This is a genomic window from Micromonospora mangrovicola (genome assembly GCF_047200535.1).
Taxonomy (GTDB): domain Bacteria; phylum Actinomycetota; class Actinomycetes; order Mycobacteriales; family Micromonosporaceae; genus Micromonospora.
This window is the reverse complement of sequence record NZ_JBJZOG010000011.1, coordinates 39,583-62,291: the sequence shown is the minus strand read 5'-3', so window position 1 is coordinate 62,291 and position 22,709 is coordinate 39,583. Positions and strand designations below refer to the sequence as shown.

The 22,709-nt window shown below is 74.2% G+C and carries 24 protein-coding genes; 19 read left to right on the top strand and 5 right to left on the bottom strand.

Features of this window, described 5'->3' with window-relative positions; genetic code table 11:
- Positions 1-100: 100 nt before the first annotated feature.
- Complete coding sequence (gene eccD / locus ACL02O_RS07310; RefSeq protein ID WP_412817201.1) at positions 101-1,498, top strand: type VII secretion integral membrane protein EccD; 1,398 nt, start codon at positions 101-103, stop codon at positions 1,496-1,498.
- Here the strand turns inward: eccD and ACL02O_RS07305 are convergent.
- Complete coding sequence (locus ACL02O_RS07305; RefSeq protein WP_412817200.1) at positions 1,482-2,654, bottom strand: type VII secretion protein EccE; 1,173 nt, start codon at positions 2,652-2,654, stop codon at positions 1,482-1,484. The two genes, eccD and ACL02O_RS07305, sit on opposite strands and share 17 nt — an antisense overlap.
- Before the next feature lie 163 nt (positions 2,655-2,817).
- On the opposite strand from ACL02O_RS07305, the gene eccB reads away from it, so the two are divergent.
- The 13 genes from eccB to ACL02O_RS07240 all read left to right on the top strand — a co-directional run bounded on the left by eccB (position 2,818) and on the right by ACL02O_RS07240 (position 14,920).
- Complete coding sequence (eccB, locus tag ACL02O_RS07300; RefSeq protein WP_412817199.1) at positions 2,818-4,308, top strand: type VII secretion protein EccB; 1,491 nt, start codon at positions 2,818-2,820, stop codon at positions 4,306-4,308.
- A gap of 115 nt (positions 4,309-4,423) precedes the next feature.
- A complete protein-coding gene (locus tag ACL02O_RS07295) occupies positions 4,424-4,798 on the top strand; it encodes a hypothetical protein (protein ID WP_412817198.1) in 375 nt (124 codons plus the stop codon).
- Entirely contained in the window at positions 4,791-6,023 is a 1,233-nt protein-coding gene (locus ACL02O_RS07290) for a WXG100 family type VII secretion target (RefSeq protein ID WP_412817197.1), read from the top strand. Before ACL02O_RS07295 ends, ACL02O_RS07290 begins: the two co-directional genes overlap by 8 nt.
- Positions 6,024-6,134: 111 nt before the next feature.
- Entirely contained in the window at positions 6,135-6,659 is a 525-nt protein-coding gene (locus tag ACL02O_RS07285) for a PadR family transcriptional regulator (RefSeq protein WP_412817196.1), read from the top strand.
- Positions 6,656-7,339 (top strand): ABC transporter ATP-binding protein, encoded by a 684-nt coding sequence (locus ACL02O_RS07280; RefSeq protein WP_412817195.1) that lies wholly within the window; start codon positions 6,656-6,658, stop codon positions 7,337-7,339. Before ACL02O_RS07285 ends, ACL02O_RS07280 begins: the two co-directional genes overlap by 4 nt.
- Positions 7,336-9,645 (top strand): FtsX-like permease family protein, encoded by a 2,310-nt coding sequence (locus tag ACL02O_RS07275; protein WP_412817194.1) that lies wholly within the window; start codon positions 7,336-7,338, stop codon positions 9,643-9,645. The genes ACL02O_RS07280 and ACL02O_RS07275 overlap by 4 nt, the downstream gene beginning before the upstream one ends.
- A 146-nt stretch (positions 9,646-9,791) precedes the next feature.
- On the top strand, positions 9,792-10,262 hold the full coding sequence (locus ACL02O_RS07270; protein ID WP_412817193.1) for a hypothetical protein: 471 nt from the start codon (positions 9,792-9,794) through the stop codon (positions 10,260-10,262).
- 122 nt (positions 10,263-10,384) lie between these two features.
- A complete protein-coding gene (locus ACL02O_RS07265; RefSeq protein WP_412817192.1) occupies positions 10,385-11,206 on the top strand; it encodes a hypothetical protein in 822 nt (273 codons plus the stop codon).
- 40 nt (positions 11,207-11,246) lie between these two features.
- Positions 11,247-11,588 (top strand): YkvA family protein, encoded by a 342-nt coding sequence (locus ACL02O_RS07260; RefSeq protein ID WP_412817191.1) that lies wholly within the window; start codon positions 11,247-11,249, stop codon positions 11,586-11,588.
- Between the two features lie 49 nt (positions 11,589-11,637).
- Positions 11,638-12,057, top strand: a complete 420-nt coding sequence (locus tag ACL02O_RS07255; RefSeq protein WP_412817190.1) for a pyridoxamine 5'-phosphate oxidase family protein — start codon at positions 11,638-11,640, stop codon at positions 12,055-12,057.
- A 498-nt stretch (positions 12,058-12,555) separates the two neighbouring features.
- Complete coding sequence (locus ACL02O_RS07250; RefSeq protein ID WP_412817189.1) at positions 12,556-13,203, top strand: C39 family peptidase; 648 nt, start codon at positions 12,556-12,558, stop codon at positions 13,201-13,203.
- Between the two features lie 87 nt (positions 13,204-13,290).
- Positions 13,291-13,953, top strand: coding sequence for an HAD family hydrolase (locus tag ACL02O_RS07245; RefSeq protein ID WP_412817188.1), 663 nt, complete (start codon positions 13,291-13,293; stop codon positions 13,951-13,953).
- 43 nt (positions 13,954-13,996) lie between these two features.
- A complete protein-coding gene (locus ACL02O_RS07240; RefSeq protein WP_412817187.1) occupies positions 13,997-14,920 on the top strand; it encodes a Nif3-like dinuclear metal center hexameric protein in 924 nt (307 codons plus the stop codon).
- A 24-nt stretch (positions 14,921-14,944) separates the two neighbouring features.
- On the opposite strand, the gene ACL02O_RS07235 is transcribed toward ACL02O_RS07240, so the two are convergent.
- Positions 14,945-15,403, bottom strand: a complete 459-nt coding sequence (locus ACL02O_RS07235; RefSeq protein ID WP_412817186.1) for an Lrp/AsnC family transcriptional regulator — start codon at positions 15,401-15,403, stop codon at positions 14,945-14,947.
- An 89-nt stretch (positions 15,404-15,492) separates the two neighbouring features.
- Here ACL02O_RS07235 and ACL02O_RS07230 point away from each other — a divergent pair, with 89 nt between their 5' ends.
- Together ACL02O_RS07230 and ACL02O_RS07225 are read left to right on the top strand one after the other, a co-directional pair.
- Positions 15,493-16,398 carry an SMP-30/gluconolactonase/LRE family protein gene (locus ACL02O_RS07230; protein WP_412817185.1) on the top strand — a complete coding sequence of 302 codons (906 nt, stop codon included), beginning with the start codon at positions 15,493-15,495 and terminating at the stop codon, positions 16,396-16,398.
- A gap of 120 nt (positions 16,399-16,518) precedes the next feature.
- Entirely contained in the window at positions 16,519-17,649 is a 1,131-nt protein-coding gene (locus tag ACL02O_RS07225; RefSeq protein ID WP_412817184.1) for an AI-2E family transporter, read from the top strand.
- A gap of 37 nt (positions 17,650-17,686) precedes the next feature.
- Here the strand turns inward: ACL02O_RS07225 and ACL02O_RS07220 are convergent, their stop codons facing one another.
- A complete protein-coding gene (locus tag ACL02O_RS07220; RefSeq protein WP_412817183.1) occupies positions 17,687-18,346 on the bottom strand; it encodes a dienelactone hydrolase family protein in 660 nt (219 codons plus the stop codon).
- A 202-nt stretch (positions 18,347-18,548) separates the two neighbouring features.
- On the opposite strand from ACL02O_RS07220, the gene ACL02O_RS07215 reads away from it, so the two are divergent.
- The 3 genes from ACL02O_RS07215 (at position 18,549) to ACL02O_RS07205 (ending at position 19,496) form a co-directional block, all read left to right on the top strand.
- On the top strand, positions 18,549-18,941 hold the full coding sequence (locus ACL02O_RS07215; protein ID WP_412817182.1) for a MerR family transcriptional regulator: 393 nt from the start codon (positions 18,549-18,551) through the stop codon (positions 18,939-18,941).
- A complete protein-coding gene (trxA, locus tag ACL02O_RS07210; protein ID WP_412817181.1) occupies positions 18,911-19,258 on the top strand; it encodes a thioredoxin in 348 nt (115 codons plus the stop codon). The genes ACL02O_RS07215 and trxA overlap by 31 nt, the downstream gene beginning before the upstream one ends.
- A gap of 61 nt (positions 19,259-19,319) precedes the next feature.
- On the top strand, positions 19,320-19,496 hold the full coding sequence (locus ACL02O_RS07205) for a hypothetical protein (RefSeq protein WP_412817180.1): 177 nt from the start codon (positions 19,320-19,322) through the stop codon (positions 19,494-19,496).
- Between the two features lie 47 nt (positions 19,497-19,543).
- Here ACL02O_RS07205 and ACL02O_RS07200 read toward each other — a convergent pair whose 3' ends face one another.
- Complete coding sequence (locus tag ACL02O_RS07200; protein WP_412817179.1) at positions 19,544-21,916, bottom strand: glycoside hydrolase family 65 protein; 2,373 nt, start codon at positions 21,914-21,916, stop codon at positions 19,544-19,546.
- Positions 21,913-22,662 carry an HAD family hydrolase gene (locus ACL02O_RS07195; protein WP_412817178.1) on the bottom strand — a complete coding sequence of 250 codons (750 nt, stop codon included), beginning with the start codon at positions 22,660-22,662 and terminating at the stop codon, positions 21,913-21,915. Before ACL02O_RS07195 ends, ACL02O_RS07200 begins: the two co-directional genes overlap by 4 nt.
- Positions 22,663-22,709 lie beyond the last annotated feature (47 nt).

Here is a 22,709-nt window from a genome sequence, read left to right as displayed (position 1 = left end):
TGCGACCGCCATCGTAGGTAATCTCCCGGAGGCGTCGTGGACCCACGGGGGGCGACGCCACCGGCCGAGGTGGATCGTAGGCGAGCACGAGGAGGCCACTGTGGCGACGAAGACGGCGACCGGCGGGCTGAGCCGGATCACCATCGTGGCGCCCCGGACCAGGATGGATCTGGCGTTGCCGTCGGATGTTCCACTGGCCGATCTGCTGCCCACCCTGCTGCGCTACGCCGGCGAGGATCTCGCCGACGAGGGCGTGCGGCACGGCGGGTGGAGCCTGTCGCGGCTCGGCGGGCCGCCGCTGGACGGCGGCCGTACCGCCGCGCAGCTCGGCGTCCGCGACGGCGAGGTGCTCTACTTCAACCCCCGGGCCTCGGCCGCGCCCGAGATCGTCTTCGACGACGTGGTAGACGCCGTCGCCACCGCCACCCATCAGCGCCCCGGCACCTGGCAGGTCGGCACGACCCGCTCGTTCGCGGTGCTCTTCGCCGGAGCGGCGCTCGCGGCCGGCGCAGTGGCGGCGCTCTTCGCCGGCCCGCCGCAACTGCCGGGCGCGCTGGCCGCGCTGGTGGTCGCCCTCGCCCTGCTGGTGACCGCCGCGGTGCTGTCGCGGGCGGCCGGCGACAGCCGCACCGGTGCGGTGCTGGCCGTGGCCGGTCTCGGCTACGCGGCGATCGGCGGACTGCTGGTGCTCGCCGGGGACCGGAAGGTGGCCGACCTGGCCAGTCCGCACCTGCTGATGGCCGCGACCGCGGTGGTGCTCTTCGGCGCGGTGGCCGCGCTCGCCGTCGGCGACCGGCTGCCGCTCTTCCTGGGCGCGGTCGCGGTGGGGGTGGCCGTCGGTGTCGGCGCGCTGCTCTGCCTGGCCTTCGGGATCGGCGCGGCGGCCGCCGCGGCGGTGGTCGCGACGATCGCGTTCGGTGCCCTGCCGGCGCTGCCGATGATCTCCTACCGGCTGGCCCGGCTGCCGGTGCCGTCGATCCCGACCGGGCCGGACGACCTGAAGAGCGACACCGAGTCGGTGGACGGCCCGCAGGTGCTGCGCAACAGCGAGCGCGCCGACGCGTTCCTGACCGGTCTGCTGTGGACGGTCTCGGTGCTGGTCCTCGGCGGCCAGCTCGTACTCGCCGGCAACGGCCGGCTGCCGTCGGTGCTGCTCTGTCTGGTCCTTGCCCTGCTCTCGCTGCTGCGGGCCCGCCCGTTCATCGGCCGTGCCCAGCGCACCCCGGTCCTGCTGACCGGCACCGTCGGTCTGGGGCTGGCCGCGGCGGCGACCTTCGGCGCCGGCTCGCTCCCGGTCCGGCTCGGGCTGATCCTGGGCGGCCTGCTGCTCGCCGCGCTGATCAGCCTGATCTACGGGCTGACCGTGGCCGGGAAGCGGATCTCGCCGGTCTGGGGACGCACCCTGGACATCGTCGAGATCCTGCTGATCGTCGCCCTGGTGCCGCTGGCCGTCTGGGTCTGCGGTCTCTACGGCTGGATCGTCAACCTTCGACCGTGACCGTGCCCATCACGGTGGCCACCGGCGCGGTGGCGTAGACGCCGGGGCCGTGCTGCCCGTCCAGCGGGCGGGCCGGCACCCCGGAGCGCTTCGCCACGTCCCGGACGACCTTCACCAACGCGGCGGCGTGCCCGTCCATCGCCGCCACCCGCAGCAGCGGGGGCACCCGGCGACCGCCGGGGAGCACCACCGCGGCGACCGTGTGCGACGGCGCGGAGGTCGCGGTCACCGCGTTCACCAGCGCCCCCAACGAACCGTTGGGGCGGACCCGCAGGGCCAGGCAGCGCTGCGTCCAGCCGCCGCCGCTCAGGCTGGTCCAGCTCTCCACCGGCGCCTGCGGCGCCAGGTCGAGCCCGGCGCCGGAGACCACCGCCGCGTGCAGTTCGTCCCGGCCGAGGACCCGGTGGCCGAGGCCGGCGGCGTTCAGCGCCTTGCCGAGCCGGCCCACGCCGGCGGCGACGGTACGGTGCACGCCGCGCATGCCGCCGCCCCGGCTCACCGTCTCGGCGCGGGCGTCGGCGACGGAGAGGCGCAGCGCCACCCAGACCGTCCGGTGCGCCGCCGGCGGCGCGCCCGGCGCCGGGTACCAGACCAGGGTGTGCGACACGACCTGGGTCTGGGTGATCGGGCCGGCGAAGTCGGCGAGCACCGCGAGCGCCCGGTCCACCACGGCCGCCTCGATGGAGCCGGCGGGCGTGCCCGGCCGGCCGGTCAGCGCGACCGCCGCGAACCAGCCCCGCTCGTCCTGCCCGACGCCGATCCGGGTGCCGCGGTCGGTCAGCTCGACGACGGTCAGCTCCGGGGCGAGGGCGACCAGCCGCGGGTCGCCGGCGGGCACCGCCCGCTTCGCCCGGTCCCGGCGGCGCAGCAGCCGGCGGCGGAGCATCAGGTCCTCGTACCACCAGCGGCCGCCGCGCCGGGCGAAGGCGGCCACCACCGCAAGCAGCGCCAGCGCGCCGACGACCGGCAGCAGCCAGGCGGGTCCACCGGTGGCGAACCACACGGCGAGCGCGGCGCACTCCAACACCACCAGCTGACCCACGACCACCGGACCGAGCCGGCCGCGCCGGCGCCGGTCGGCCGGGGTGACCGTACGGTCGTCCGGGGCGGCGGGGGCGGTGGCCGTATGACCGGGTGGCGCCTGGACCTGCGTCATCGGTGAGCGTCCCTTCTGGACATCCTGGGCATCCGCCGGACCGGTGCGGTGCCGGGGGACGGGCGGGGTCCCGGTGGACCCCCGACGGCCCCTTATCGTAGGGAAGCCCGCGGCGGAGTTCGGACCTGATCGCCGTGGGATCCACCCCCGCCGGAGGTTAGTCATGCGGACCCGCCGCGATCAGGTGCAGGCGTACCGCTTCGTCACCCGCCGCATCGTCTCCGCACTGCTCTCCGGCGACCCGGAGACCAACGACCTGCCGATGCGACGGCTCGGCATGGCGGTGTTCGGCAGCGTCATCGCCGCCGCCGTCGTGCTCGGCGGCGCGGGCGCGTACGGCCAGTTCACCGGCAACGCCGCGCCGTTGGAGCCGAACACGCTGGTCATCGAGCGGGAGACCGGGGCCACCTACGTCTTCACCGACGACGGGCTGCTGCACCCGACGCTCAACTACGCCTCCGCCCGGCTCATCCTCAACGAGGCGGACCCGTCGGTGCGCACCATGTCGCGGGCCTCCATCAAGGACCGTCCGCGCGGCCGGACCGCCGGCATCGTGGGCGCGCCGGGCGCCCTGCCGGATCCGAAGTCGCTGGTCGGGCTCCCCTGGTCGGTCTGCGACGTGCCCGACCCGGTCGACCCGCAGCGCTCGACCATCCGGCTGGTGATCGACCGGCCACTGCCGGGCGGCACCCCGCTCACCGACCAGGCGGTGCTGGTCCGGGTGGACGGGTCGCGGTACCTGCTCACCGGGGGCGCGCAGCTGCGCGTGGTCGGTGACGAGCAGGCCCTGGTCGCGCTGAAGATGGCCGGTGCGCCCACCCTCACCGTCGGGCAGCAGCTGCTCAACGCGGTGCCGGTCGGGCCGGCGCTGCGCAAGCCGAACATCGACGGGTACGGCGGCTCCAGCGGCGTGGCGGTGGCCGACCGGCCGGCCCGGATCGGCCAGGTGTACCGGGCCGCCGGCCAGTACTACGTGCTCACCCGGCAGGGGCTGGTGGCGGTCACGGAGATGACCGCGCTGCTGCTGCTCGGGGACGGCGGTCAGGTCACCGACATCACCCCGTCCCAGGCCGGCGAGCTCCTCACCGACCAGCGGCTGGACGCCGAGGGCCTGCCGCAGAAGCTGCCCGCGCTGCACGAGGTCCGGGCCGGACGCACGGTGCTCTGCGCCAGCTACCGCTCCGCCGGACCGGGCCAGCCGCCCACCACCACGCTGGAGGTCTTCGACCAGCCTCCGGCCGAGCTGACCGCGGCGACCGGGGTCGCCACCCGGCAGACCGCCCGGGACGCGGTGCGGACCGCCGAGAGCGTGCTGCTGCCCGGGGGCAAGGGCGTGCTGGTGCAGGCCGCGGCCGGAGACACCGGCAAGGCGGCGGCCGGGTCCACGGTCTACCTGATCACCGCTCAGGGGGTCCGCTACCCGCTCGGCACCGCCTCCGGGGACGCCCGGGCCGCCCTCGGGTATGGCGGCGTGACGCCGCTGGCGGTGCCCGCGTCGCTGCTGGCCCTGGTACCGACCGGGCCAGCGTTGGAGCGGCAGGACGCGATGAGCTACTTCGACCCCGGGGCCCGGCCGCGCACCACCGCGGCGGACAAGCCGGACCAGCCGGACAGCGCCACGTCGTCCGGGTCGTCCGCGGCACCGGGCGGCTGATCCGGCCCGTCGGTCCGATGTGGAAGGGGCCGATACGTGGGTCGCCCCGGCTGGCCCGGGTCGACTAACCTGAGCGTGGCCAACGGCTCTCGACGATGACTACGGGGATGCAGCCATGACCGGGCGCACGACAGTGGACGTACTGTCCTTGGAGGACTTCCACCAACTGCTCGAGCAGCGGCTGAGCGAGGCCGAGTCGGTGCTGAAGAAACTCAACACCGAGATGCAGTGCCACCCGCCGGCGCTGGGCACCTTCACCGACGCGACCGACAACGCCCGCCGCTACTCCGAGACACACGCGAGCTTTGTCAACCACGCCGAACAGCTGCGCCGGGCGATCGTGGCCGCCCAGCAGGCGACCAAAACGATCATGACCAACTATCGGACCGCCGAGGCGCGCAACGCGGCCGCCGCGGCCGACATCATCGCCGCCCTCTCCGCGGTCACCGAGGCGATGAAGCCGGCGAGGGGAGATGATCCGCGTGTCTGAGTACACCCAGCGCTACGAGCACGTCAGCCACAAGGAGCTCTACCAGGGCGTCACCGCGGGCGACCCGAAGCAGATCGACGGGCTCAGCGCCCAGTGGAGTTCGCTGAAGGACACCCTGGAGGGCCTCGGCCGGGACCTCACCAAGGATCTGGACGCGCTCGCCAAGACCTGGACGGGCGACGCGGCCCGCGAGTTCCACCAGCGGCTGAACCTGGTCGTCGACTACTCCGGCAACCTGGCGGAGGGCATGGCCGGCATCAAGCAGGCGCTCGGCATGATGGCCACCGAGCTGCGTACCGCCCAGTCGAAGGCGGAGAGCCCGGAGGAGACCGACGACAACGACAAGCTGGTCGACGGGGCGGTCAAGGGCTTCCTGATGGGCGGCGCGGCCGGCGCGGTGATCGGCGGGTTCGTCGGGCACCAGCAGGACGAGGCCGAGCAGGAGAAGGCGCACCAGCGGATGGTGCAGGTCGTCGCCAACCTCGCCGAGGGGTACGACTTCTCCGCGTACGGGCGGATCGTCGTGCCGGAGGAGCCCGACAATCGCCTGCCCGGCCACACCGACACGTCCGGTCCGACGCTGGGCAGCGGCCCCTCGGTCGGCACGCCCTCCGCCGGGCCGGCCTCCGGCACGTTCGGCCAGACCACCGGCGCCACCGCGACCACCTCCGGCGTCCACCACGTTGGGCCGACCAGCGGCCCGGCGGGTGCCGACGCCGGCGCCCCCGGCACGGGCCACCCGGGCACCGGCGGCTCGGTCGGTGTCACCGACCCGGCCGGCACCTCGCTCGCCGGCGCGGCCCCGCTCACCGGCACCGGCCCGATGACCGGCCTCACCAGCACCGGGATCGCGGGCGCCACGTCCACCGTCCCGACCGGCGGGGGCGGCGGCGGGCTCTTCGGGATGCCCGGCGTCGGTACCGGCTCGCTGGCCGGCTCCACCGGCGGGGTGACCGGTCGTCCGGGCGGGCTGGCGAGCCGGTCGGCGGCCGGCACCGGTCGACTCGCCGGTGGCCGGGGCGCCGTGGTCGACGCCGAGGGCCGCTCCAGCGGCGGCAAGGGCGCCGGTGCCCGTTCCGCGATGCCCGGGCGCAACGGCGTGCTGGGCAGGAACGGCCGGCCCGACGAGGACGAGTCGGACGAGCACCTCACGTGGTTGACCGAGGACGAGATGGTCTGGGGCGACGGCCGGTCGGCCCCGCCCTCGGTCCTCGGCACCGACTGATCGCACGCTGACCGACGGCGCGGCAGCCCCTTCGACGGGGTTGCCGCGCCGTTCGTCGTTTCGGCCGGCCAGGTATACCTACGACGTATACCTGATGTGTATAGTCGCGCCATGTCGATCGGTCACACGTTCCTCGGGTTGCTGGAGTCCAGCCCCCGGCACGGCTACGACCTCAAGCGGGCGTACGACGAGCGGTTCGGGCACACCCGGCCGCTCCACTTCGGCCAGGTCTACTCCACCCTGTCCCGGCTGCTGCGCAACAACCTGGTCGCGGTGGACTCGGTCGAACCCGGTGAGGGTCCCGAGCGCAAGCGGTACGCGATCACCGAGGCGGGGGTGACCGACGTCCAGCGCTGGCTGTCCCAGCCGGAGAAGCCGGAGCCGTACCTGCAGAGCGTCCTCTACACCAAGGTGGTGCTCGCTCTGCTCACCGGCCGGCCCGCCGCCGACCTGCTGGACACCCAGCGCGCCGAGCACCTGCGGCTGATGCGCGAGCTGACCCGCCGCAAGACCTACGGCGACCTCGCCGAGCAGCTCATCTGCGACCACGCGCTCTTCCACCTCGAGGCGGACCTGCGCTGGCTGGAACTCACCGCGGCCCGCCTCGACGAGCTGGCCAAGGAGGTGCGGCGATGAGCGCCGAGCCGCTGCTGGTCGGCGAGGAGCTGCACCGCTCCTTCGGCCCCACCCCGGCGCTCGCCGGGGCCTCGGTCTCCGTACGGGCCGGTGAGGTGGTCGCGGTGATGGGCCCGTCCGGGTCGGGCAAGTCCACCCTGCTGCACTGCCTGGCCGGCATCGTCCGCCCCGACCAGGGCCGGGTCCGCTACCGGGGCACCGAGCTGACCGCCCTCTCCGACCCGGCGCGCAGCGCGCTGCGCCGGCGGGAGTTCGGCTTCGTGTTCCAGTTCGGGCAGCTGGTACCGGAGCTGACCTGCCTGGAGAACGTCGCGCTGCCGCTGCGCCTGGAGCGGGTTCCCCGGCGGGAGGCGGAGCGGCGCGCCACCGAGTGGCTGGAGCGGCTGGAGGTGACCGACGTCGCCGGCAAGCGGCCCGGCGAGGTTTCCGGCGGCCAGGGGCAGCGGGTGGCTGTGTCCCGGGCCCTGGTCACCGGCCCGCGCGTCGTCTTTGCCGACGAGCCCACCGGCGCCCTGGACTCGCTCAACGGCGAGCGGGTGATGCGCCTGCTGAGCGCGGCGGCACGGGAGACCGGGGCGGCGGTGCTGCTGGTCACCCACGAGCCGCGGGTGGCCGCGTACTCGGACCGTGAGGTGGTGGTCCGGGACGGTCGGGCCCGGAGCCTGGAGCAGGTGGCGTGACCGGGGTGGACGCCCGCCGGCCCGGCGGCCGGCTCCGGGCCGGCCTGGGCGACGTGGCGATGGGTGCCCGGATGGCGGTCACCGGCGGGCGGGCCGGCTGGACGCGCACCGTGCTGACCGCGCTCGGTGTCGGCATCGGCGTGGCGATGCTGCTGCTCGCGGCGGCGGTGCCGGGCGCGATCGACGCCCGCGGGGCGCGCGGCGAGGCCCGCTTCGACCTGGGCCGGCCGGGCCCGGAACTGGCCGCCGGGCCCGACACCATGCTGGTCGCCGCCGTCGACACGGTCTTCCGCGACCGTCCGGTGCGGGGTCGGCTCCTCCATCCGGAGGGCCCGGACGCGCCGGTGCCGCCGGGGTTGACCGCGCTCCCCCGGGACGGCGAGGTGATGGTCTCCCCGGCGCTGCGGGAACTGCTCGACTCACCGGACGGGGCGCTCTTCGCCCCCCGCCTGGGCGGGGCACGGGTCATCGGCACCATCGGCCCGCAGGGCCTGACCGGCCCGCGAGAGCTGGCCTTCTACCTGGGCCGGGACGCCCTGTCGGCGGACCGGGCGACGCGGCTGGACCACTTCGGCGGGAGCGGTCCGGTCGACGAGTTCGGGCCGGTGCTCTGGCTGCTCGTGGTGGTGGTCGGGGTGGTGCTGCTGCTGCCGATCGTGGTATTCCTCGGCGCGGCCGTCCGGTTCGGCGGCGAACAGCGCGACCGCCGGCTGGCCGCGGTGCGGCTGCTCGGCGCCGACGCCGGCATGGTCCGCCGGATCGCCGCCGCCGAGGCGGGCACCGCCGCGCTGCTCGGGCTCGCCGTGGGCGGGGTCTTCTTCCTCGCCGGCCGTCAACTGGCTCTGCTGGTCTCGCTGTACGACATCAGCGTCTACCCGGACGACCTGCGTCCGGTGCCGTGGCTGGTGGCGGTGGTGGCGCTGGCCGTACCGCTGCTCGCCGCCGGGATGGCGCTGCTGGCCCTGCGCCGGGTCGTGGTCACGCCGCTGGGGGTGAGCCGCCAGGCCACCCCGGCCCGGCGTCGCCTCTGGTGGCGGCTGCTGCTGCCCGCCGCCGGGCTCGCGCTGCTCCAGCCGGTCGCCGACGTGCGGACCACGCGCAGCGACGCGACCGACGGCCAGATCGCGACCGGCGCGGTGCTCCTGCTCATCGGCACGGTCACCCTCCTGCCGTGGCTGGTCGACCTGCTGGTACGCCGGCTACGCGGCGGACCGCCGCCGTGGCAGCTCGCGGTCCGGCGGCTCCAGCTCGACAGCACCGCCTCGGCCCGGCTGGTCAGCGGGGTGGCCGTGGCCGTGGCCGGCACCATCGGACTGCAGATGCTGGTGGCCGGGGTGCAGGACGAGTTCCGACAACCCTCCGGTCAGGACCCCACCCGCGCTCAGGCCGTGGTGCTGCTTGACAGCCCGTCGGCTCCCTGGCAGGCACTCGCGCAGATCGCCGCCGTCCCGGGCGTGACCCGCAGCGCCGGCACCCTGTCGTTCGCGGCGTTCCCCGCGTCCTCCCGGGCAGCCGTCGACGTACGGGTCGGCGACTGCTCGGCGCTGGCCGAGTACGCCGACGTCGGCACCTGCGCCGACGGTGACGTCTTCCTGACCTGGCGGGACGACCCCGTGCCAGGCTTCACCCCGGGGGCGCGGGTCGACTTCGGCGAGGGCACGGAGACCTGGCAGATGCCGACCGGTACCCGGACCGTGCCGGTACGGGCGGATCCGGTGGGCGCGCCGCACAACGGTCTGCTGATCACGCCGGGCGCGCTGGGGCCCCTGCCGGCGCACCGGCTCACTGCCACCGCGCTGGTCCGCCTGGATCCGACGGACGGGGACGCGCTGGAGCGGCTCCGCAGCGGGGCTGCCGGGATCGACCTGACCGGCTCGGTGCTCACGCTGGACGCGACCCGGGAGAGCCGCCAGTTCGCCAACGTCCGGCGCGGGCTGCTCATCGGTGCGGTGGTCACCCTGCTGCTGATCGGCTTGAGCATGCTGGTCGGCGTCCTGGAGCAGCTCCGGGAACGACGGCGGCTGCTCGCCACGCTGGTCGCGGTGGGGACGCCGCGGGGCACGCTCGGCTGGTCGGTGCTCGGGCAGACCGGGGTGCCGGTGCTGGCCGGGCTGGTCCTCGCCGCCGGCATCGGGATCGCCATGGGCGCGGCGCTGCTCCGGCTGGTCGGCGCGCCGGTGGTGGTGAGCTGGCCGGTGGTCGGGCTGGGCGTCGGGCTCGGCGCCGCGGTGGTGCTGCTGGTCACCGGGGCGAGCCTGCCGGTGCTCTGGCGGCTCACCCGGCCGGACGGGTTACGCGCCGAATGAGCCGGCGGCCCGCCCGGTGGTACGGGGGCACCGGGCGGGCCGCCCCGGGCCGGGACGGGTCTGTCCACAGCGCATCGTGGGGCGGGTCACGTCACCCGGCCGGTTCACGGGGTGCATGAGGTGGATCCGACCGATAGGTTGAAACGGTGCAGCCCGTAGCGTTCGCTCCGCCCCTCTGGGCGGTCACGCTGCGCAGCCTGCGCCGCCTCACCCGGATGGCGGCGACCGCGCTGGCGCTCGTCGTCGGCCTCAACGGGCTGGCCGCGCCCGTCACCGCCGATCCGCTCCGTCCAGTCTCGACGTTTCGCCCGCTGGCGGGCGTCCAGGTCACCCACGAGCCGCTCGGCGTTCCGGCGAGCCTGGCTCTGCGCAATGCCGTCGCAGCCGGCCGGGGCCCGAGCCTGACGGCCGTGGCCGGGGTGTCCCGGGTCGGGCCGGGCACGGTCGACTCGCCCACCCGGCACCCGCAGGTCCCGTCGGGCGCGCCGGCCGCCGACGTACCGGCACGCCACGTCGACTCCGCCGCCTCGGCCGTGCGGGCGACGACCACCGCTGCCGCACCTCCTGCCGATCCCGGCCGGGAGCCGGTCACCCGTCGCGGCCCGCCGCGCGCCTGATCGCGCCGGCCGCTCCGGCCCGGCATCTTTCACCCGTCCAACGGGTACAGACAGCTCCCCGTGCCCGTCGCCCGGGCCCGCAGACCGTTGACTTCGCACGTTTCCACCACGAGGTGCTGGTGATGCAGACCGTCTTCTCCGCCGTGTTGTACGACGTCCCCCAGGCCGCCGGGATCTGGCTGGCCCTGATCGCCGTGGCAGCCATCGTGATCGCCGCCCTGATCGTTCGCCCGGGCCGATTCCGCCGGGTGTTCGGCGATCGGATCAGCGAGGCGGCCCGGCCGAGCAGCCTGGACCTGGCCGTGGAGGTCCGTGAGCGCTCCCGCGAGCGGGCCCGGTACGCGCAGGAGATCGAGGTGGCCGCGGGCCGGGCGGCGGCGAGCGCCGAGCGGCGGCGGGCCGAGTGGCTGGCCGTCCAGGAGGAGGTCGAGCAGGCCTGGCAGGCGTACGAGGCGGCGGAGCGGGACGTCCGCCGACTGGCCGCAGCCGCCGCCCTGCCGCTGCCCCGGACGGCCCGGACACCCGCCGAGTACGCCGACCGGGAGCGCTGGCTGCACCGGGCGGCCACGGCGGCGCAGGAGCGTGGGGAGATCACCGTCGAGCAGCTCAGCGACATCCTCGGGCAACGTGGCTGGGATTCGCGCCGGCACCCGGTGGAACAGGAACTGCTGCTGCGCCGGCTGGTCCGGGACAACGTCCGGGCTCGGCACGGGGCTGTCCAGGAGCGGGAGCAGGCGGCATGGCGGGCTGCGGAGCTGGCCGCCGCCGCCGCGCGGAGCCTGCGCGACGAGGCGTACGCGGCGACCTCGCCCGGCCCGGAGCGGCGGTCGCCGTTCTCCATCGTGGACCTCGGTGGGGCGGAGAGCGCCCGGGAGCTGCCGGCCACCCCCCGGCCGGAGGCCGCGCCGGCGGTCCGGGGCCGGGCGGCGGTGCCGGCGTTCTGACCGCCGCGCGGAGGTGGCCCGATTCGGCTAGCGTGACCTCGTGTCCCGCGAGACCTGGATCCTGGTGGCGCTCGCCGGCGTCGTCGCGCTGGCGACGCTGGTCGGCGCGGTGCTGCTCGCCGTACGGGTGGTCCGCACCCGCCGGCTGCTCGGCGCGCTGGGCGCCGGCGGCAAGGTCGCCTTCTACGGCGCCCTGATCTACACGATCCTCCCGATCGACCTGCTGCCCGACCCGATCTACCTGGATGACATGGGGGTGCTGGCCGGCGCCCTGTTCTACCTGGGCCGCCTGGTCGCCAAGCACCGCGCGGCGCAGCGCGGGCTGCCCGACCGGTCGCAGCCTCCGGCGGTGCCGGGCCGCCCGCACCGTCCCGTGTCATGATGTCCGACCGGGTCGGCGGGCGGCCCGGAACGAGCGACCGAGGACGGGCATGGCGGGCGACCACGGGCTGGACCCACACGACGCACGGGTCACGCGGTTCTTCCGCGACCGGCACCTCGCCACGCTGACCACGCTGCGGGCCGACGGCACCCCGCACGTCGTTCCGGTGGGCGTCACCTTCGACGCGGACGCCAGCCTGGCCCGAGTGATCACCTCGGACACCTCGGCCAAGGCGCGGCACGTCGGGGCGGCCGGCCCGGAGGGCACCCCGGTGGCGGTCTGCCAGGTGGACGGCCGCTGGTGGTTGACCGTCGAGGGCCGCGCGGTGCTGCGCCGCGACCCCGAGTCGGTGGCGGAGGCCGTGCGCCGGTACGCCGAGCGCTACCGCCCGCCCCGCCCCAACCCGGAGCGGGTGGTCATCGAGATCGCCGTCACCCGCCTCCTCGGCAGCCTCCCACCCGCCGGCTGACGGGTCGATATCACCGCACCGCCGATCCGTCCCGGCACGCCCCGGCTCGCCCCGCTCCGGCCGCCCTCCGGACTGCCTGGCGTTCCGCTACAAAGTTGATGACGTGAATGACTCACCCGATTCCGGGCTCCGGACCGAAAGTCGGCGCGAACGTCCTCGCCGTCACCCTCGATCCGTTCGGCGTCATCAAGTTCGTAGCGTCCCTCGCCCCCACCGATCCGTCCCTCGCCCCCACCCGACCCGGCGCGCACGCCGGCCGGGCGGTTCGTCGACCGCGGACGTCGGACGAGCGACCGAACGCACCGTACTCGCCCGGATGTCCGGTTCACCGGTGATCGGTGCCACCGATGCGCCGGAATCCCGACCCCCGGCCGGCCGTTACATCTCCCGTGAGCGGGCGGGTTCGTCCGGTCCGCATCCCGACAACGACCAAGCGCCACTCCCGGTGCTGCTGCGTCCCGCGAGGGGACGACAACAACCCCCGAATGGAGCTTCGCCATGAACTCGATCTTCCGCAAGAGCATGCTGTCCGTGGCCGGTCTCGTGATGTCCGGTGGCGTCGTCGCCGGGCCGGCGGTGGCCGCGTCCGCCGCCCCGCTGCCCGCGAAGCCGGTGACCGCGAACAAGAGCGCCAAGGGTGACAAGGGCGAGCGCTCCGCGCGCTTCGACTACCAGGCCCAGCCGAACTTCTACTACTGCGGCCCGGCGTCGACCCGGATCGCCCTGTCCGCCGAGGGCAAGACGGTGAGCCAGGACGAGCTCGCCGCCAAGCTGGGCACGACCGTGAACGGCACCGACTCGGCGATCGACATCACCCGGGTGCTCAACGAGTACACCGGCGGCAAGTACAAGACCACCGAGATCCGGGACGACGTGGCCACCAAGGAGCAGATCGAGCGGCTGCGGGTCGACGTCAAGAGCGCTGTGGACCAGGGCCGCCCGGTCGTCGCCAACATCATCGGCAGCGCGGTGGACGTCGACGGAGTGGCGCACAGCTACACCGGCCACTACCTGACCGTGGTCGAGTACAAGGACGACGGCAACACGGTGCTGATCGCCGACCCGGCCAGCCCGAACGAGCCGACGTACTGGATGAACGTCACCGACCTGGCCAACTGGATCGCGAGCCGCGGCTACAGCTCCTGATTGAGCGGCACGAAGGGCCGGTCTCCCCCGTGGGAGGCCGGCCCTTCGGCGTCCCGACCACTGTGGCGCGCCGGTAGCATGTGGATCGTGCCCCGACCGGTGATCTTCGACCTCTTCCACACTCTGGTGCACGGTGGCGATGCCGAGCGGGACCGGGTGATCGGCGAGATGGCCCAGATGGTCGGGGTGGCGCCGGCCGAGCTGGTCACCGCCTACCACGCCACCTGGCGGGACCGGATGACCGGATGGAATGTCGCCGAGACGGTGCGGATCCTCGCCGGGCGGCTCGGCGCCGCGCCGACCGCGGACCAGGTGTCCCGGGCGGCGGCGCACCGCCGCGAACTGGCCGCCCGGCTGCTGGCCGGCGTGTCGCCGGAGACCCTCGCGGTGCTGGACGCGCTGCGCACCGACGGCCATCCGCTCGGCCTGATCAGCAACGCCACCGCCGAGACCGCCGAGGCGTGGCCGGGCAGCGCGCTGGCCCGCCGCTTCGACATCGCGGTCTTCTCCTGCGACCTCGGCGTCGCCAAGCCCGACCCGGCGATCTACCGGACGGCCGCGGACCGGCTGGGCGTCGACCCGGCCGACTGCGTCTTCGTCGGCGACGGCGCCGACGGCGAGCTGGCCGGCGCGGCGGCGGTCGGGATGGCCGTGTTCCGGACGACCGAACACAACGACACCGACCCCGCCTGGGACGGCCACGCGCTCGCCGCCCTCGGCGACCTGCCCGTCCTGCTACGCGAGGGGTAATCCGCTGGTCGATGCCGGTGAACCGCGGCTATCTTGCCGAGCCATGACGGATCGGATCCCGCTCGCCACGCTCGTGGCCGACCTGGACGACCTCTTCGAGCTGGCGGACGCCGAGCCGGACACCGCGATGCGGCGACACGTGCCCCGGGTGCACGAGGAGGCCGAGATCGACTGGCGGCGGTACGTCACCCCCGGGTTCGCCGAGCGGTTCAACGGCCTGATGATCGAGGGCCACCCCGAGGTCGGCCGGGTCCTCGTCGCCTGCTTCCCGTCGGCCGAGGTGCTGGACCGGTGGCTGCCCACCGCCGCGCCCGGCGACCTGCTGGTCACCCACCACCCGATTGACCTGCGCAACGGCCACCCACGCGGGGTGTGGGCGGAGGGCTTCGTGCCGATCCCGGCCGATCGCTTCGCGCAGCTCCGCGACGCCGGGGTCAGCCTCTACGCCTGCCACGCGCCGATGGACACCTCGCTCCGGGTCGGCACCGCCGCCGCCATCGTCGAGGCGCTGGGCGGCGAGGTGGTGGACCGGTTCTGGCCGTACGGCGCCGGCCACGCCGGACTGGTCTGCGAGGTGCCGACGATGAGCAGCGCCGACCTGGTGGCCCGGGCCCGCCAGCTCTTCGGGGTCGAGCTGGTCGAGGTGGCGGGGCGGCAGCGGCACGTGATCGAGCGGATCGGGGTGGTGGGCGGGGTCGGCGACCACGTCGACGAGATGGCGCACGCCGAGCGGCTCGGCGCCCAGGCGTACCTGACCGGCGAGCTGCACGTCCGGATCGAGGGCGAGTACGGCCGCCGCAAGTACGACCAGGTGCGCGAGTTCGCCGCCGGGACGTCGATGACCCTGGTCGGGGTGTCGCACGCGGCCAGCGAGCAACTGGTGCTGGAGACCCAGCTCGCCCGCTGGTTCCGCGAGCGGCACGGGGTCGACGTCGTGCCGGTGCGCGAGCCGGAGTGGTGGCGCTGACGGAGGCAGGCAACGACCGACCGGTCAGCGGCTCGGCGGGTGCGGGTCGAGCGGGCGCTCGAAGAAGCTCTCCAGCACCACCACGGTCTGCGTACCGGTGACGCCCTCCACCTGGAACAGGCGGCGCAGGCTGGCCTGGAGCTGCTCCGGCGTGCCGACCCGGATCTTCACCAGCAGCGAGGCGGGGCCGGCGATGACGTGCGCCTCCTCCACCTCGGGCAGGGCGGCCAGCGCCTCGTGGGTCGGGCGGTCACCCATCCAGGCGTTCGCCTCGACCAGCACGAACGCCAGCACCCCCCGGCCGACCGCAGCCGGGTCGACGTCCACCGTGGTCCGCCGGATCACCCCCTGCTCGCGGAGCTTGCGGACCCGCTCGTGAGCGGCCCCGGTGGAGAGCCCGACCGCGCCGGCCAGCGCGGCGTACGACTGGGTGGCGTCGCGTTGCAGCGCGGCCAACAGCTTCCGGTCAACCTCGTCCACCAACGCCCTCCGTTCGGGAAAATCTCTCTATGCCGATTGTGGTTCGGTCATGTTAGCTTGAGGCCGAACATAAGTCACGGGCGGAGGCAACGGTGCTGGACCGGTTCAGGACTCGTTTCGAGGTGCTCGACGAGCGGTTCCGTCGGATCAACGGCGACGAGTGGACGGAGTGCCTGTGGACCGGGGGCCGCTGGCTGGAGGGGCCCGCCTGGTTTCCCGCCGGTCGTCACCTCGTCTTCAGCGACATCCCCAACGACCGGCTGCTGCGCTGGGACGAGACCACCGGCGCGGTCGGGGTGTTCCGCCAGCCGGCCGGCTATGCGAACGGGCACACCGTCGACCGACGGGGGCGACTGGTGAGCTGCGAGCAGGGCCGACGGCGGGTCACCCGCACCGAGCCGGACGGCACCGACACGGTGCTCGCCGAGCGCTGGCGGGGCCGACGGCTCAACAGCCCGAACGACGTGGTCGAGCACTCCGACGGGTCGATCTGGTTCACCGACCCCAGCTACGGCATCGACAGCGACTACGAGGGGCACCGCGCGGAGAGCGAGATCGGCGGCAACCACGTGTACCGGGTCGATCCGCACGACGGCGTGGTGCGCCGGGTCGCCGACGACTTCGGGCAACCCAACGGGCTGGCCTTCAGCCCGGACGAGTCGCTGCTCTACGTGGTCGACACCCGGATGAAGCACCTGCGCCGGTTCCGGGTGACCGAGGGCGGCGCACTGCGCGGCGGGGAGGTCTTCGCCACCTGCGACACCGGCTCGTTCGACGGCGTACGCCTCGACGACGCGGGGCGGGTCTGGGCGGCGGCGCACGACGGGCTGCACTGCTTCGACCCGGACGGCAGCCTGCTGGGCAAGCTGCACCTGCCCGAGATCGTCGCCAACTTCACCTTCGGCGGGCCGCAGCGCAACCACCTCCACATCTGCGCCTCCAGCTCGCTCTACAGCCTCCGGGTGAACGTCAGCGGGGTCCGCTACCCGGGGTGGTGATCACTGCTCTGGGCGGGGCCGGCGCCGGCCGCCGTCGGGCACGGAGCGGTCGGGTGCCACCGCTCGGGTGTGGATCCTGGCGACTCGGGTACCGAACGGCCACGATCGAGGAGGGTCGACGTGGTCAAGGACGACGGCGGGCGTACGCCCGAGGTGACGGCGGAGCAGACCGCACCGGTGACGCCCGGCGGACCAGCCGGTCCCCGGCATGCCTGGGCCGGCCTGCCCTGGCCGGTCCGGACGGCCGTCACGTGGAGCGCCTGCCTGGTGGTCGTGGTCACCGGGCTCTGGCTGCTCGGGAAGATCGCGGTGCTGCTCGCGCCGCTGGCCGTCGCGCTGGCGGGCACCCTCTTCCTCACCGCGCTGCTCGACCCGGTGCTGCTCCTGCTGCGCCGGGTCCGGGTGCCCGCCGCTCCGGCGGCCCTGCTCACCATCCTGCTGCTGCTCGGCGTCCTGGTCGGGGTGGGTGTGCTGGTGTGGAACCTGACCGCGAGCCAGTTCGGCGAGCTGAGCCAGCAGCTCGACCAGGGGCTGGAGCGCACTCGCGACTTCGTCACGTCCAGCCTGCCGATCAGCGACGCCCAACTCGACCGGCTGATCGAGCAGGCCCGGAAGGGGCTGAGCGGCAACGCCCCCGACCCGGTCGGCGGGGCGCGTACCGCCGCCGAGGTGCTCGGCTCGATGCTGCTCGCTCTGGTCCTGCTCTTCTTCCTGCTCAAGGACGGTCGGTCCATGTGGCGCTGGGTGCTGCGCAGGATGGCCGGCCCCAACCGGGAACTCGTCGCCGCGGCGGGCCGGGCCGGCTGGGGGACGCTCGGCGCGTACAGCCGGGGCACGATGATCATCGCGGCGATCGACGCGATCGGCATCGGCCTGGCGCTGGTGCTGCTCGGCGTACCGCTGGCCCTGCCGCTCGCCCTGATCACCTTCATCGGCGCGTTCGTGCCGATCATCGGCGCGACGGTGGCCGGTGCGATCGCCGTGCTGGTCGCCCTCGCCGCCGACGGTCCGACGACCGCCCTGCTCACCCTGACCGCGGTCATCGCGGTGCAGCAGATCGAGGGAAACCTGCTGGAGCCGCTGGTGATGCGGCGGCAGGTGCAGCTCCACCCGGCGGTCATCCTGGTGGTGGTCACCGCCGGCACGCTGGTCGCCGGCATCGCGGGCGCGTTCGTCTCGGTCCCGATCGCGGCGGTCGCCTGGCGCGTCCTGGACACCGTCCAACGCCACCGGCCGGCCCCGGCCGGTTGAACCCCCGGCCGTCGACCCGGACCGCGCCCCCACCCGGTCAGGCCGGGTGCGGGGTACGCAGCCGGCTGGCGAACCAGCTGCCCGCCTGGTCGGCCACCTGCTCCAGGGTGCCGGGCTCCTCGAACAGGTGGGTGGCGCCGGGCACGATGCGCAGCTCGGCAACCTCGCCCAGCGCGGCCCTGGCCTGCTCGTTGAGCGCGATGACCTGCTCGTCCAGGCCACCGACCAGCAGCAGCGTCGGAGCGCGCACCGCCGACAGCGAGCTGCCGGCCAGATCGGGGCGACCACCGCGGGAGACCACCGCGCGGACCTGCTCCGGCCGGGCGGCCGCGGCGACCAGGGCGGCGGCCGCGCCCGTGCTGGCCCCGAAGAGACCGATCGGCAGCCGCCCCAGCGTGGGATCGGCGGCCAGCCAGTCGACGATGGCAGCCAGCCGCTCGGCGAGCATCCCGATGTCGAAGCGCAGCTCGGCGGTGATCTCGTCGCGGGCGTCCTCCTCGGGGGTGAGCAGGTCGACCAGCACGGTGGCCAGCCCGCGGTCATTGAGCTGGCGCGCCACGGCCGTGTTGCGCGGGCTGTGCCGCGAGCTGCCGCTGCCGTGCGCGAAGAGCACCACCCCGCCGGCCCCGGGGGGCACGATCACGTCGGCGGCCAACCCGCCCTCCACCACTGGAACCGTCACTTCACGCGTCTCCATCCCCACACCTCCGCCCGCCCGCATACCCCCGTTGCGTCCCACCTCACCCCCGATCTCGTCGATCGGGCGGTTGGCGGCGGGGACGGCGCTCGCCGGCACCGTCACCCTCAGCCCGACCCGCCGGCGGGTGGGCGTGCGGGCTTGCCTTGACGTCGGCGGCAAGGTTTAGCGTGGGCGGCACGGGCAGCTCGGGGAGGTCGGGATGCGGATCGGGGAGCTGGCGCAGCGGGCCGGCACGAGCACCCGGACCCTGCGGTACTACGAAACCCAGGGGCTGGTACGACCACGCCGGTCCGCGAACGGCTACCGGTTCTACGACGAGGCGGAGCTGCGCGTCGTGCACGAGATCCGCTCCCTGCTGGCGGTCGGCTTCGGCCTGGACGACATCCGCCCGTTCGTGGCCTGCCTGCGCGCCGGTCACAGCTCCGGCGACGCCTGCCCGGACTCCGTGGCGGTGCTGCGGCGCAAGCTCGCCGAGGTGGACGACTACCTCGACCGGCTCGGCGCGGTCCGCCGACAGCTGCACGACCAGCTCGCCCACGCGATCGCCCACCGGGAGGAAACATGCCTCAGGACACGCAAGAGAGCCGACTGACCGCGATCACCGACGCGACGTTCCCGGCCACGGTGCTGTCCGCCGACCGGCCGGTGGTGGTCGACTTCTGGGCGGAGTGGTGCCCGCCCTGCCGGGCGGTCTCGAAGCACCTGGCCGAACTGGCCGAGGAGTTCGGCGACACGCTGCGCTTCGTCACCCTCAACTCGGACGAGAACCCGGAGACCACGCGGGCGTACCAGGTGATGTCGCTGCCCACCATGCTGGTGTTCCGGGACGGTCGGGTGGTCGGCTCGACCGTCGGCTCCCGGCCCAAGAACCACCTGCGGCTGAGCTTCGCCCGGCACCTGGACGGTTGAGCCGGCACCGAGCGGGAACGCGCGGGGTGACCACGGACCCCGACGGATCGCGAGGATCGTCATGGCCAAGCAGGACAGGTCCCGACAGCAGACCGCCGAACGGGAACGTCGCGAACAGGACGTCGAGCGTTCCCGGGACTGGGCGGACGATGCGGCGCAGGCCCGCACCGCCGACGATCCGCGGGCCATGGCGCCCCGGGACGCCGGTGGACGGCCGTCCAACGGCCGCCAGTTCTGACGTACGCCTGAGCTGCCCCGGACCGCCACGACGCGGCCCGGGGCGGCTCAGTCGATGTTCTCCGGCAGGTGCAGCAGGGGCGCCCGGCCCGGCGGCTGCTCCGGTGCCGGGCCGGACGGGTGGGCCGGCGGCACCGGCACGGTGACCGGTTGGGCGCAGGTGACCCGGACCGGCTCCCCGTGGTGGCGCAGCTCCACCACCGTGTCCGGTCCCCCCTTGCGCAGCGAGTACGTCGTCTGGTGCGGCCGGACGTCCACCCGCAGCCGATTCGACCGCCACTGGAGGGAGAACTCCAGGCGGCTGAGCCGGCTGGACAGCCGGGGTGCGAACGAGAGCGTCCCGTCGTGGTCGCGCAGGCCACCGAAGCCGGCCACCAGGGCGATCCAGGCGCCGGCCAGCGAGGCCATGTGCACGCCGTCGCGGGTGTTCTCGTTCAGGTCGTGCAGGTCCATCAGCGCGGCCTCGCGCAGGTAGCGGTGGGCCAGCTCCAGGAGACCCACCTCGGCCGCCACCACCGCCTGGGTGCAGGCGCTCAGCGACGAGTCCCGGACGGTGCGCCGCTCGTAGTAGAGGAAGTTGCGCAGCTTCTCCAGGCCGCTGAACGCGTCCCCGCGCCAGTGCATGGCCAGCACCAGGTCGGACTGCTTGACGACCTGCTTGCGATAGAGGTCGAAATACGGGTAGTGCAGCAGCAGCGGGTACTTCTCCGGCGGGGTGTGCTCGAAGTCCCACTCCTGCAACCGGGTGAAACCCTCCACCTGCTCGTGCACGTCGAGGTCGGCGTCGTAGGGGACGTGCATGGCGTGCGCCGCGTCCCGCCAGGCGGCCGCCTCCTCCTCGGTGACCCCGAGGTCGAGGGCCTGGTCCCGGTAACGCATCGCGCAGTCGGCGGCGGTGAGCAGGTTCCGCTGCGCCATCAGGTTGGTGTAGATGTTGTCGTTCTTGACGGCGGTGTACTCGTCCGGCCCGGTCACCCCGTCGATGTGGAACCGGCCGTTGCGGTCGTGGTGGCCGAGCGCGCGCCAGAGCCGGGCCGTCTCGATCAGCAACTCCAGCCCGATCTCCCGTTCCAGCCCCTCGTCGCCGGTGACCAGCACGTACCGGCGCAGCGCGTCGGCGACGCCGGCGGCGATGTGGAACGCTGCCGTACCCGCCGGCCAGTACGCCGAGGACTCCGGTCCCTCGATGGTCCGCCACGGGAAGGCGGCTCCCGTCAGGTTGAGCGTCCGGGCCCGCTCCTGCGCCTGTTCGAGCGTGGAGTAGCGCCAGTGCAGCGCGTCCCGCACCGCCGACGGCTGGGTGTACGTGAGCACCGGCAGCACGAACATCTCGGTGTCCCAGAACGCGTGCCCGTCGTACCCGGGGCCGGTGAGCCCTTTGGCGGAGATGGGGCGACGTTCCGCGCGGGCGCCGGCCTGGAGCACGTGGAAGAGACCGAACCGGACGGCCTGCTGGACCTCGTGATCGCCCTCCACCCGTACGTCGGCGGCGTCCCAGAACTCGTCCAGGTACTCCCGCTGCGCCCGACGCAGCCCGTCCCAGCCGTCCAGCCGGGCCGCGGCCAGGGCCGCCCCGACCTGGTCGCGCAGGGCCGGCAGCGAACGCCGGCTGGACCAGCCGTACGTCAGGTACTTGACCACCCGCAGCGTCTGGCCCGACTTGAGCACGCAGCCGACGGTGGTGCGGACCCAGTGCTCGTACCCCTCGGACTCGATGGTGGTGCGCTCCGGGCCGTGCACGTCGTGCGCCATCGCGGCGGCGAGCCGCAGGCCGCTGAGTTTGGTCCGGTGGATGAGCAGCCCGCCGTCGTCGGTGGTCAGCTCCTCCTCGGCCTGCAGCGGGGACTCCAGCACCGCCGCCACCCGCGGGTCGCGGCTCTGCGGCGGCAGGGCCTCGTTGGCCACCAGTTCGGACTGCAGGATCAGCCGGAGCGGCCCGTCGACCGCCTCGACCTCGTAGTTGATCGCGGCGACGGCCCGCTGGGTGAACGACACCAGCCGGGTGCTGCGGACCTTGACCTCCCGCCCGGCCGGCGAGCGCCAGTGCACCTCACGGTGCAGGGTGCCGGCCCGCAGGTCGAGGACCCGCTCGTGGGAGAGGAGTTCGCCGTACCGGACGTCGAGCGGTTCGTCGTCGACCAGCAGCCGGATCAGTTTGCCGTTGGTGACGTTGACGATGGTCTGGCCGGACTCGGGGAAGCCGAAGCCGGCCTCGGCGTACGGCAGCGGCCGCAGCTCGTAGAAGGAGTTCAGGTAGGTGCCGGGGAGGCCGTGCGGCTCTCCCTCGTCGAGGTTGCCGCGCAGGCCGATGTGCCCGTTGGAGAGGGCGAAGACGGACTCGGACTGGGCGAGCACGTCCGTGTCGAGCTGGATCTCCCGGATGTGCCACGGCTCGACCGGGTACGCCCGCTCCCGGATCACGCGGCCGCCCCGTTCATCAGTTCGGCGAGGTCGGTGACCACCACATCGGCACCGTGCGCCCGCAGGTCGTCGGCCTGGCCGACCCGGTCGACGCCCACCACGTACCCGAAGCCGCCGGCCCTGCCGGCCTCGACCCCGGAGAGCGCGTCCTCGAAGACCGCGGCCCGCTCGGGCGGCACGCCGAGCAGTTCCGCGCCGGCCAGGAAGGTGTCCGGGTGCGGCTTGCCGCGCAGCCCCCGCTCGTGGGCGACCACCCCGTCCACCCGGGCCTCCAGCAGGTGGTCCAGCCCGGCGGCGGCCACCACGACGGCGCAGTTGCGGCTGGCCGAGACGACCGCTCGCCGGATCCCGGCGCGGGCCGCCGCCTGCAGGTAGCGCACCGAGCCGTCGTAGACCTCCACCCCGTCGGTGTGGATCCGCTTGAGCAGGACGGCGTTCTTCCGGTTGCCCACCCCGTTGACCGTCTCCGCCTCCGGCGGGTCTTCGGGCGACCCCTCGGGCAGGGTGATGCCGCGCGAGGCCAGGAAGGAGCGCACCCCGTCGGCCCGCGGCTTTCCGTCCACGTACCGGTTGTAGTCGGGTCCGGGGTCGAACGGGCGGAACGGCTCGCCGGTGGCCGCCGCGCGATCGGACAGGAAGGCGTTGAAGGTCTCGGTCCAGGCGGCGTTGTGCACCTTGGCGGTCTGCGTCAGCACGCCGTCCAGATCGAAGAGGCAGGCGGTCACGTGAGCGGGCAGGCCCAGCATCGGATCAATCTATCCAGCGGACCGGCCGGACGACCACGTTTCGGGCG

Excerpts from the sequence above, each read along its gene's own strand:
- ACL02O_RS07305 (WP_412817200.1), bottom strand. The coding sequence starts at position 2,654 with ATGACGCAGGTCCAGGCGCCACCCGGTCATACGGCCACCGCCCCCGCC.
- eccB (WP_412817199.1), top strand. The coding sequence starts at position 2,818 with ATGCGGACCCGCCGCGATCAGGTGCAGGCGTACCGCTTCGTCACCCGC.
- ACL02O_RS07295 (WP_412817198.1), top strand. The coding sequence starts at position 4,424 with ATGACCGGGCGCACGACAGTGGACGTACTGTCCTTGGAGGACTTCCAC.
- ACL02O_RS07285 (WP_412817196.1), top strand. The coding sequence starts at position 6,135 with ATGTCGATCGGTCACACGTTCCTCGGGTTGCTGGAGTCCAGCCCCCGG.
- ACL02O_RS07280 (WP_412817195.1), top strand. The coding sequence starts at position 6,656 with ATGAGCGCCGAGCCGCTGCTGGTCGGCGAGGAGCTGCACCGCTCCTTC.
- ACL02O_RS07265 (WP_412817192.1), top strand. The coding sequence starts at position 10,385 with ATGCAGACCGTCTTCTCCGCCGTGTTGTACGACGTCCCCCAGGCCGCC.
- ACL02O_RS07255 (WP_412817190.1), top strand. The coding sequence starts at position 11,638 with ATGGCGGGCGACCACGGGCTGGACCCACACGACGCACGGGTCACGCGG.
- ACL02O_RS07250 (WP_412817189.1), top strand. The coding sequence starts at position 12,556 with ATGAACTCGATCTTCCGCAAGAGCATGCTGTCCGTGGCCGGTCTCGTG.
- ACL02O_RS07240 (WP_412817187.1), top strand. The coding sequence starts at position 13,997 with ATGACGGATCGGATCCCGCTCGCCACGCTCGTGGCCGACCTGGACGAC.
- ACL02O_RS07220 (WP_412817183.1), bottom strand. The coding sequence starts at position 18,346 with ATGGAGACGCGTGAAGTGACGGTTCCAGTGGTGGAGGGCGGGTTGGCC.
- ACL02O_RS07215 (WP_412817182.1), top strand. The coding sequence starts at position 18,549 with ATGCGGATCGGGGAGCTGGCGCAGCGGGCCGGCACGAGCACCCGGACC.
- trxA (WP_412817181.1), top strand. The coding sequence starts at position 18,911 with ATGCCTCAGGACACGCAAGAGAGCCGACTGACCGCGATCACCGACGCG.
- ACL02O_RS07205 (WP_412817180.1), top strand. The coding sequence starts at position 19,320 with ATGGCCAAGCAGGACAGGTCCCGACAGCAGACCGCCGAACGGGAACGT.
- ACL02O_RS07195 (WP_412817178.1), bottom strand. The coding sequence starts at position 22,662 with ATGCTGGGCCTGCCCGCTCACGTGACCGCCTGCCTCTTCGATCTGGAC.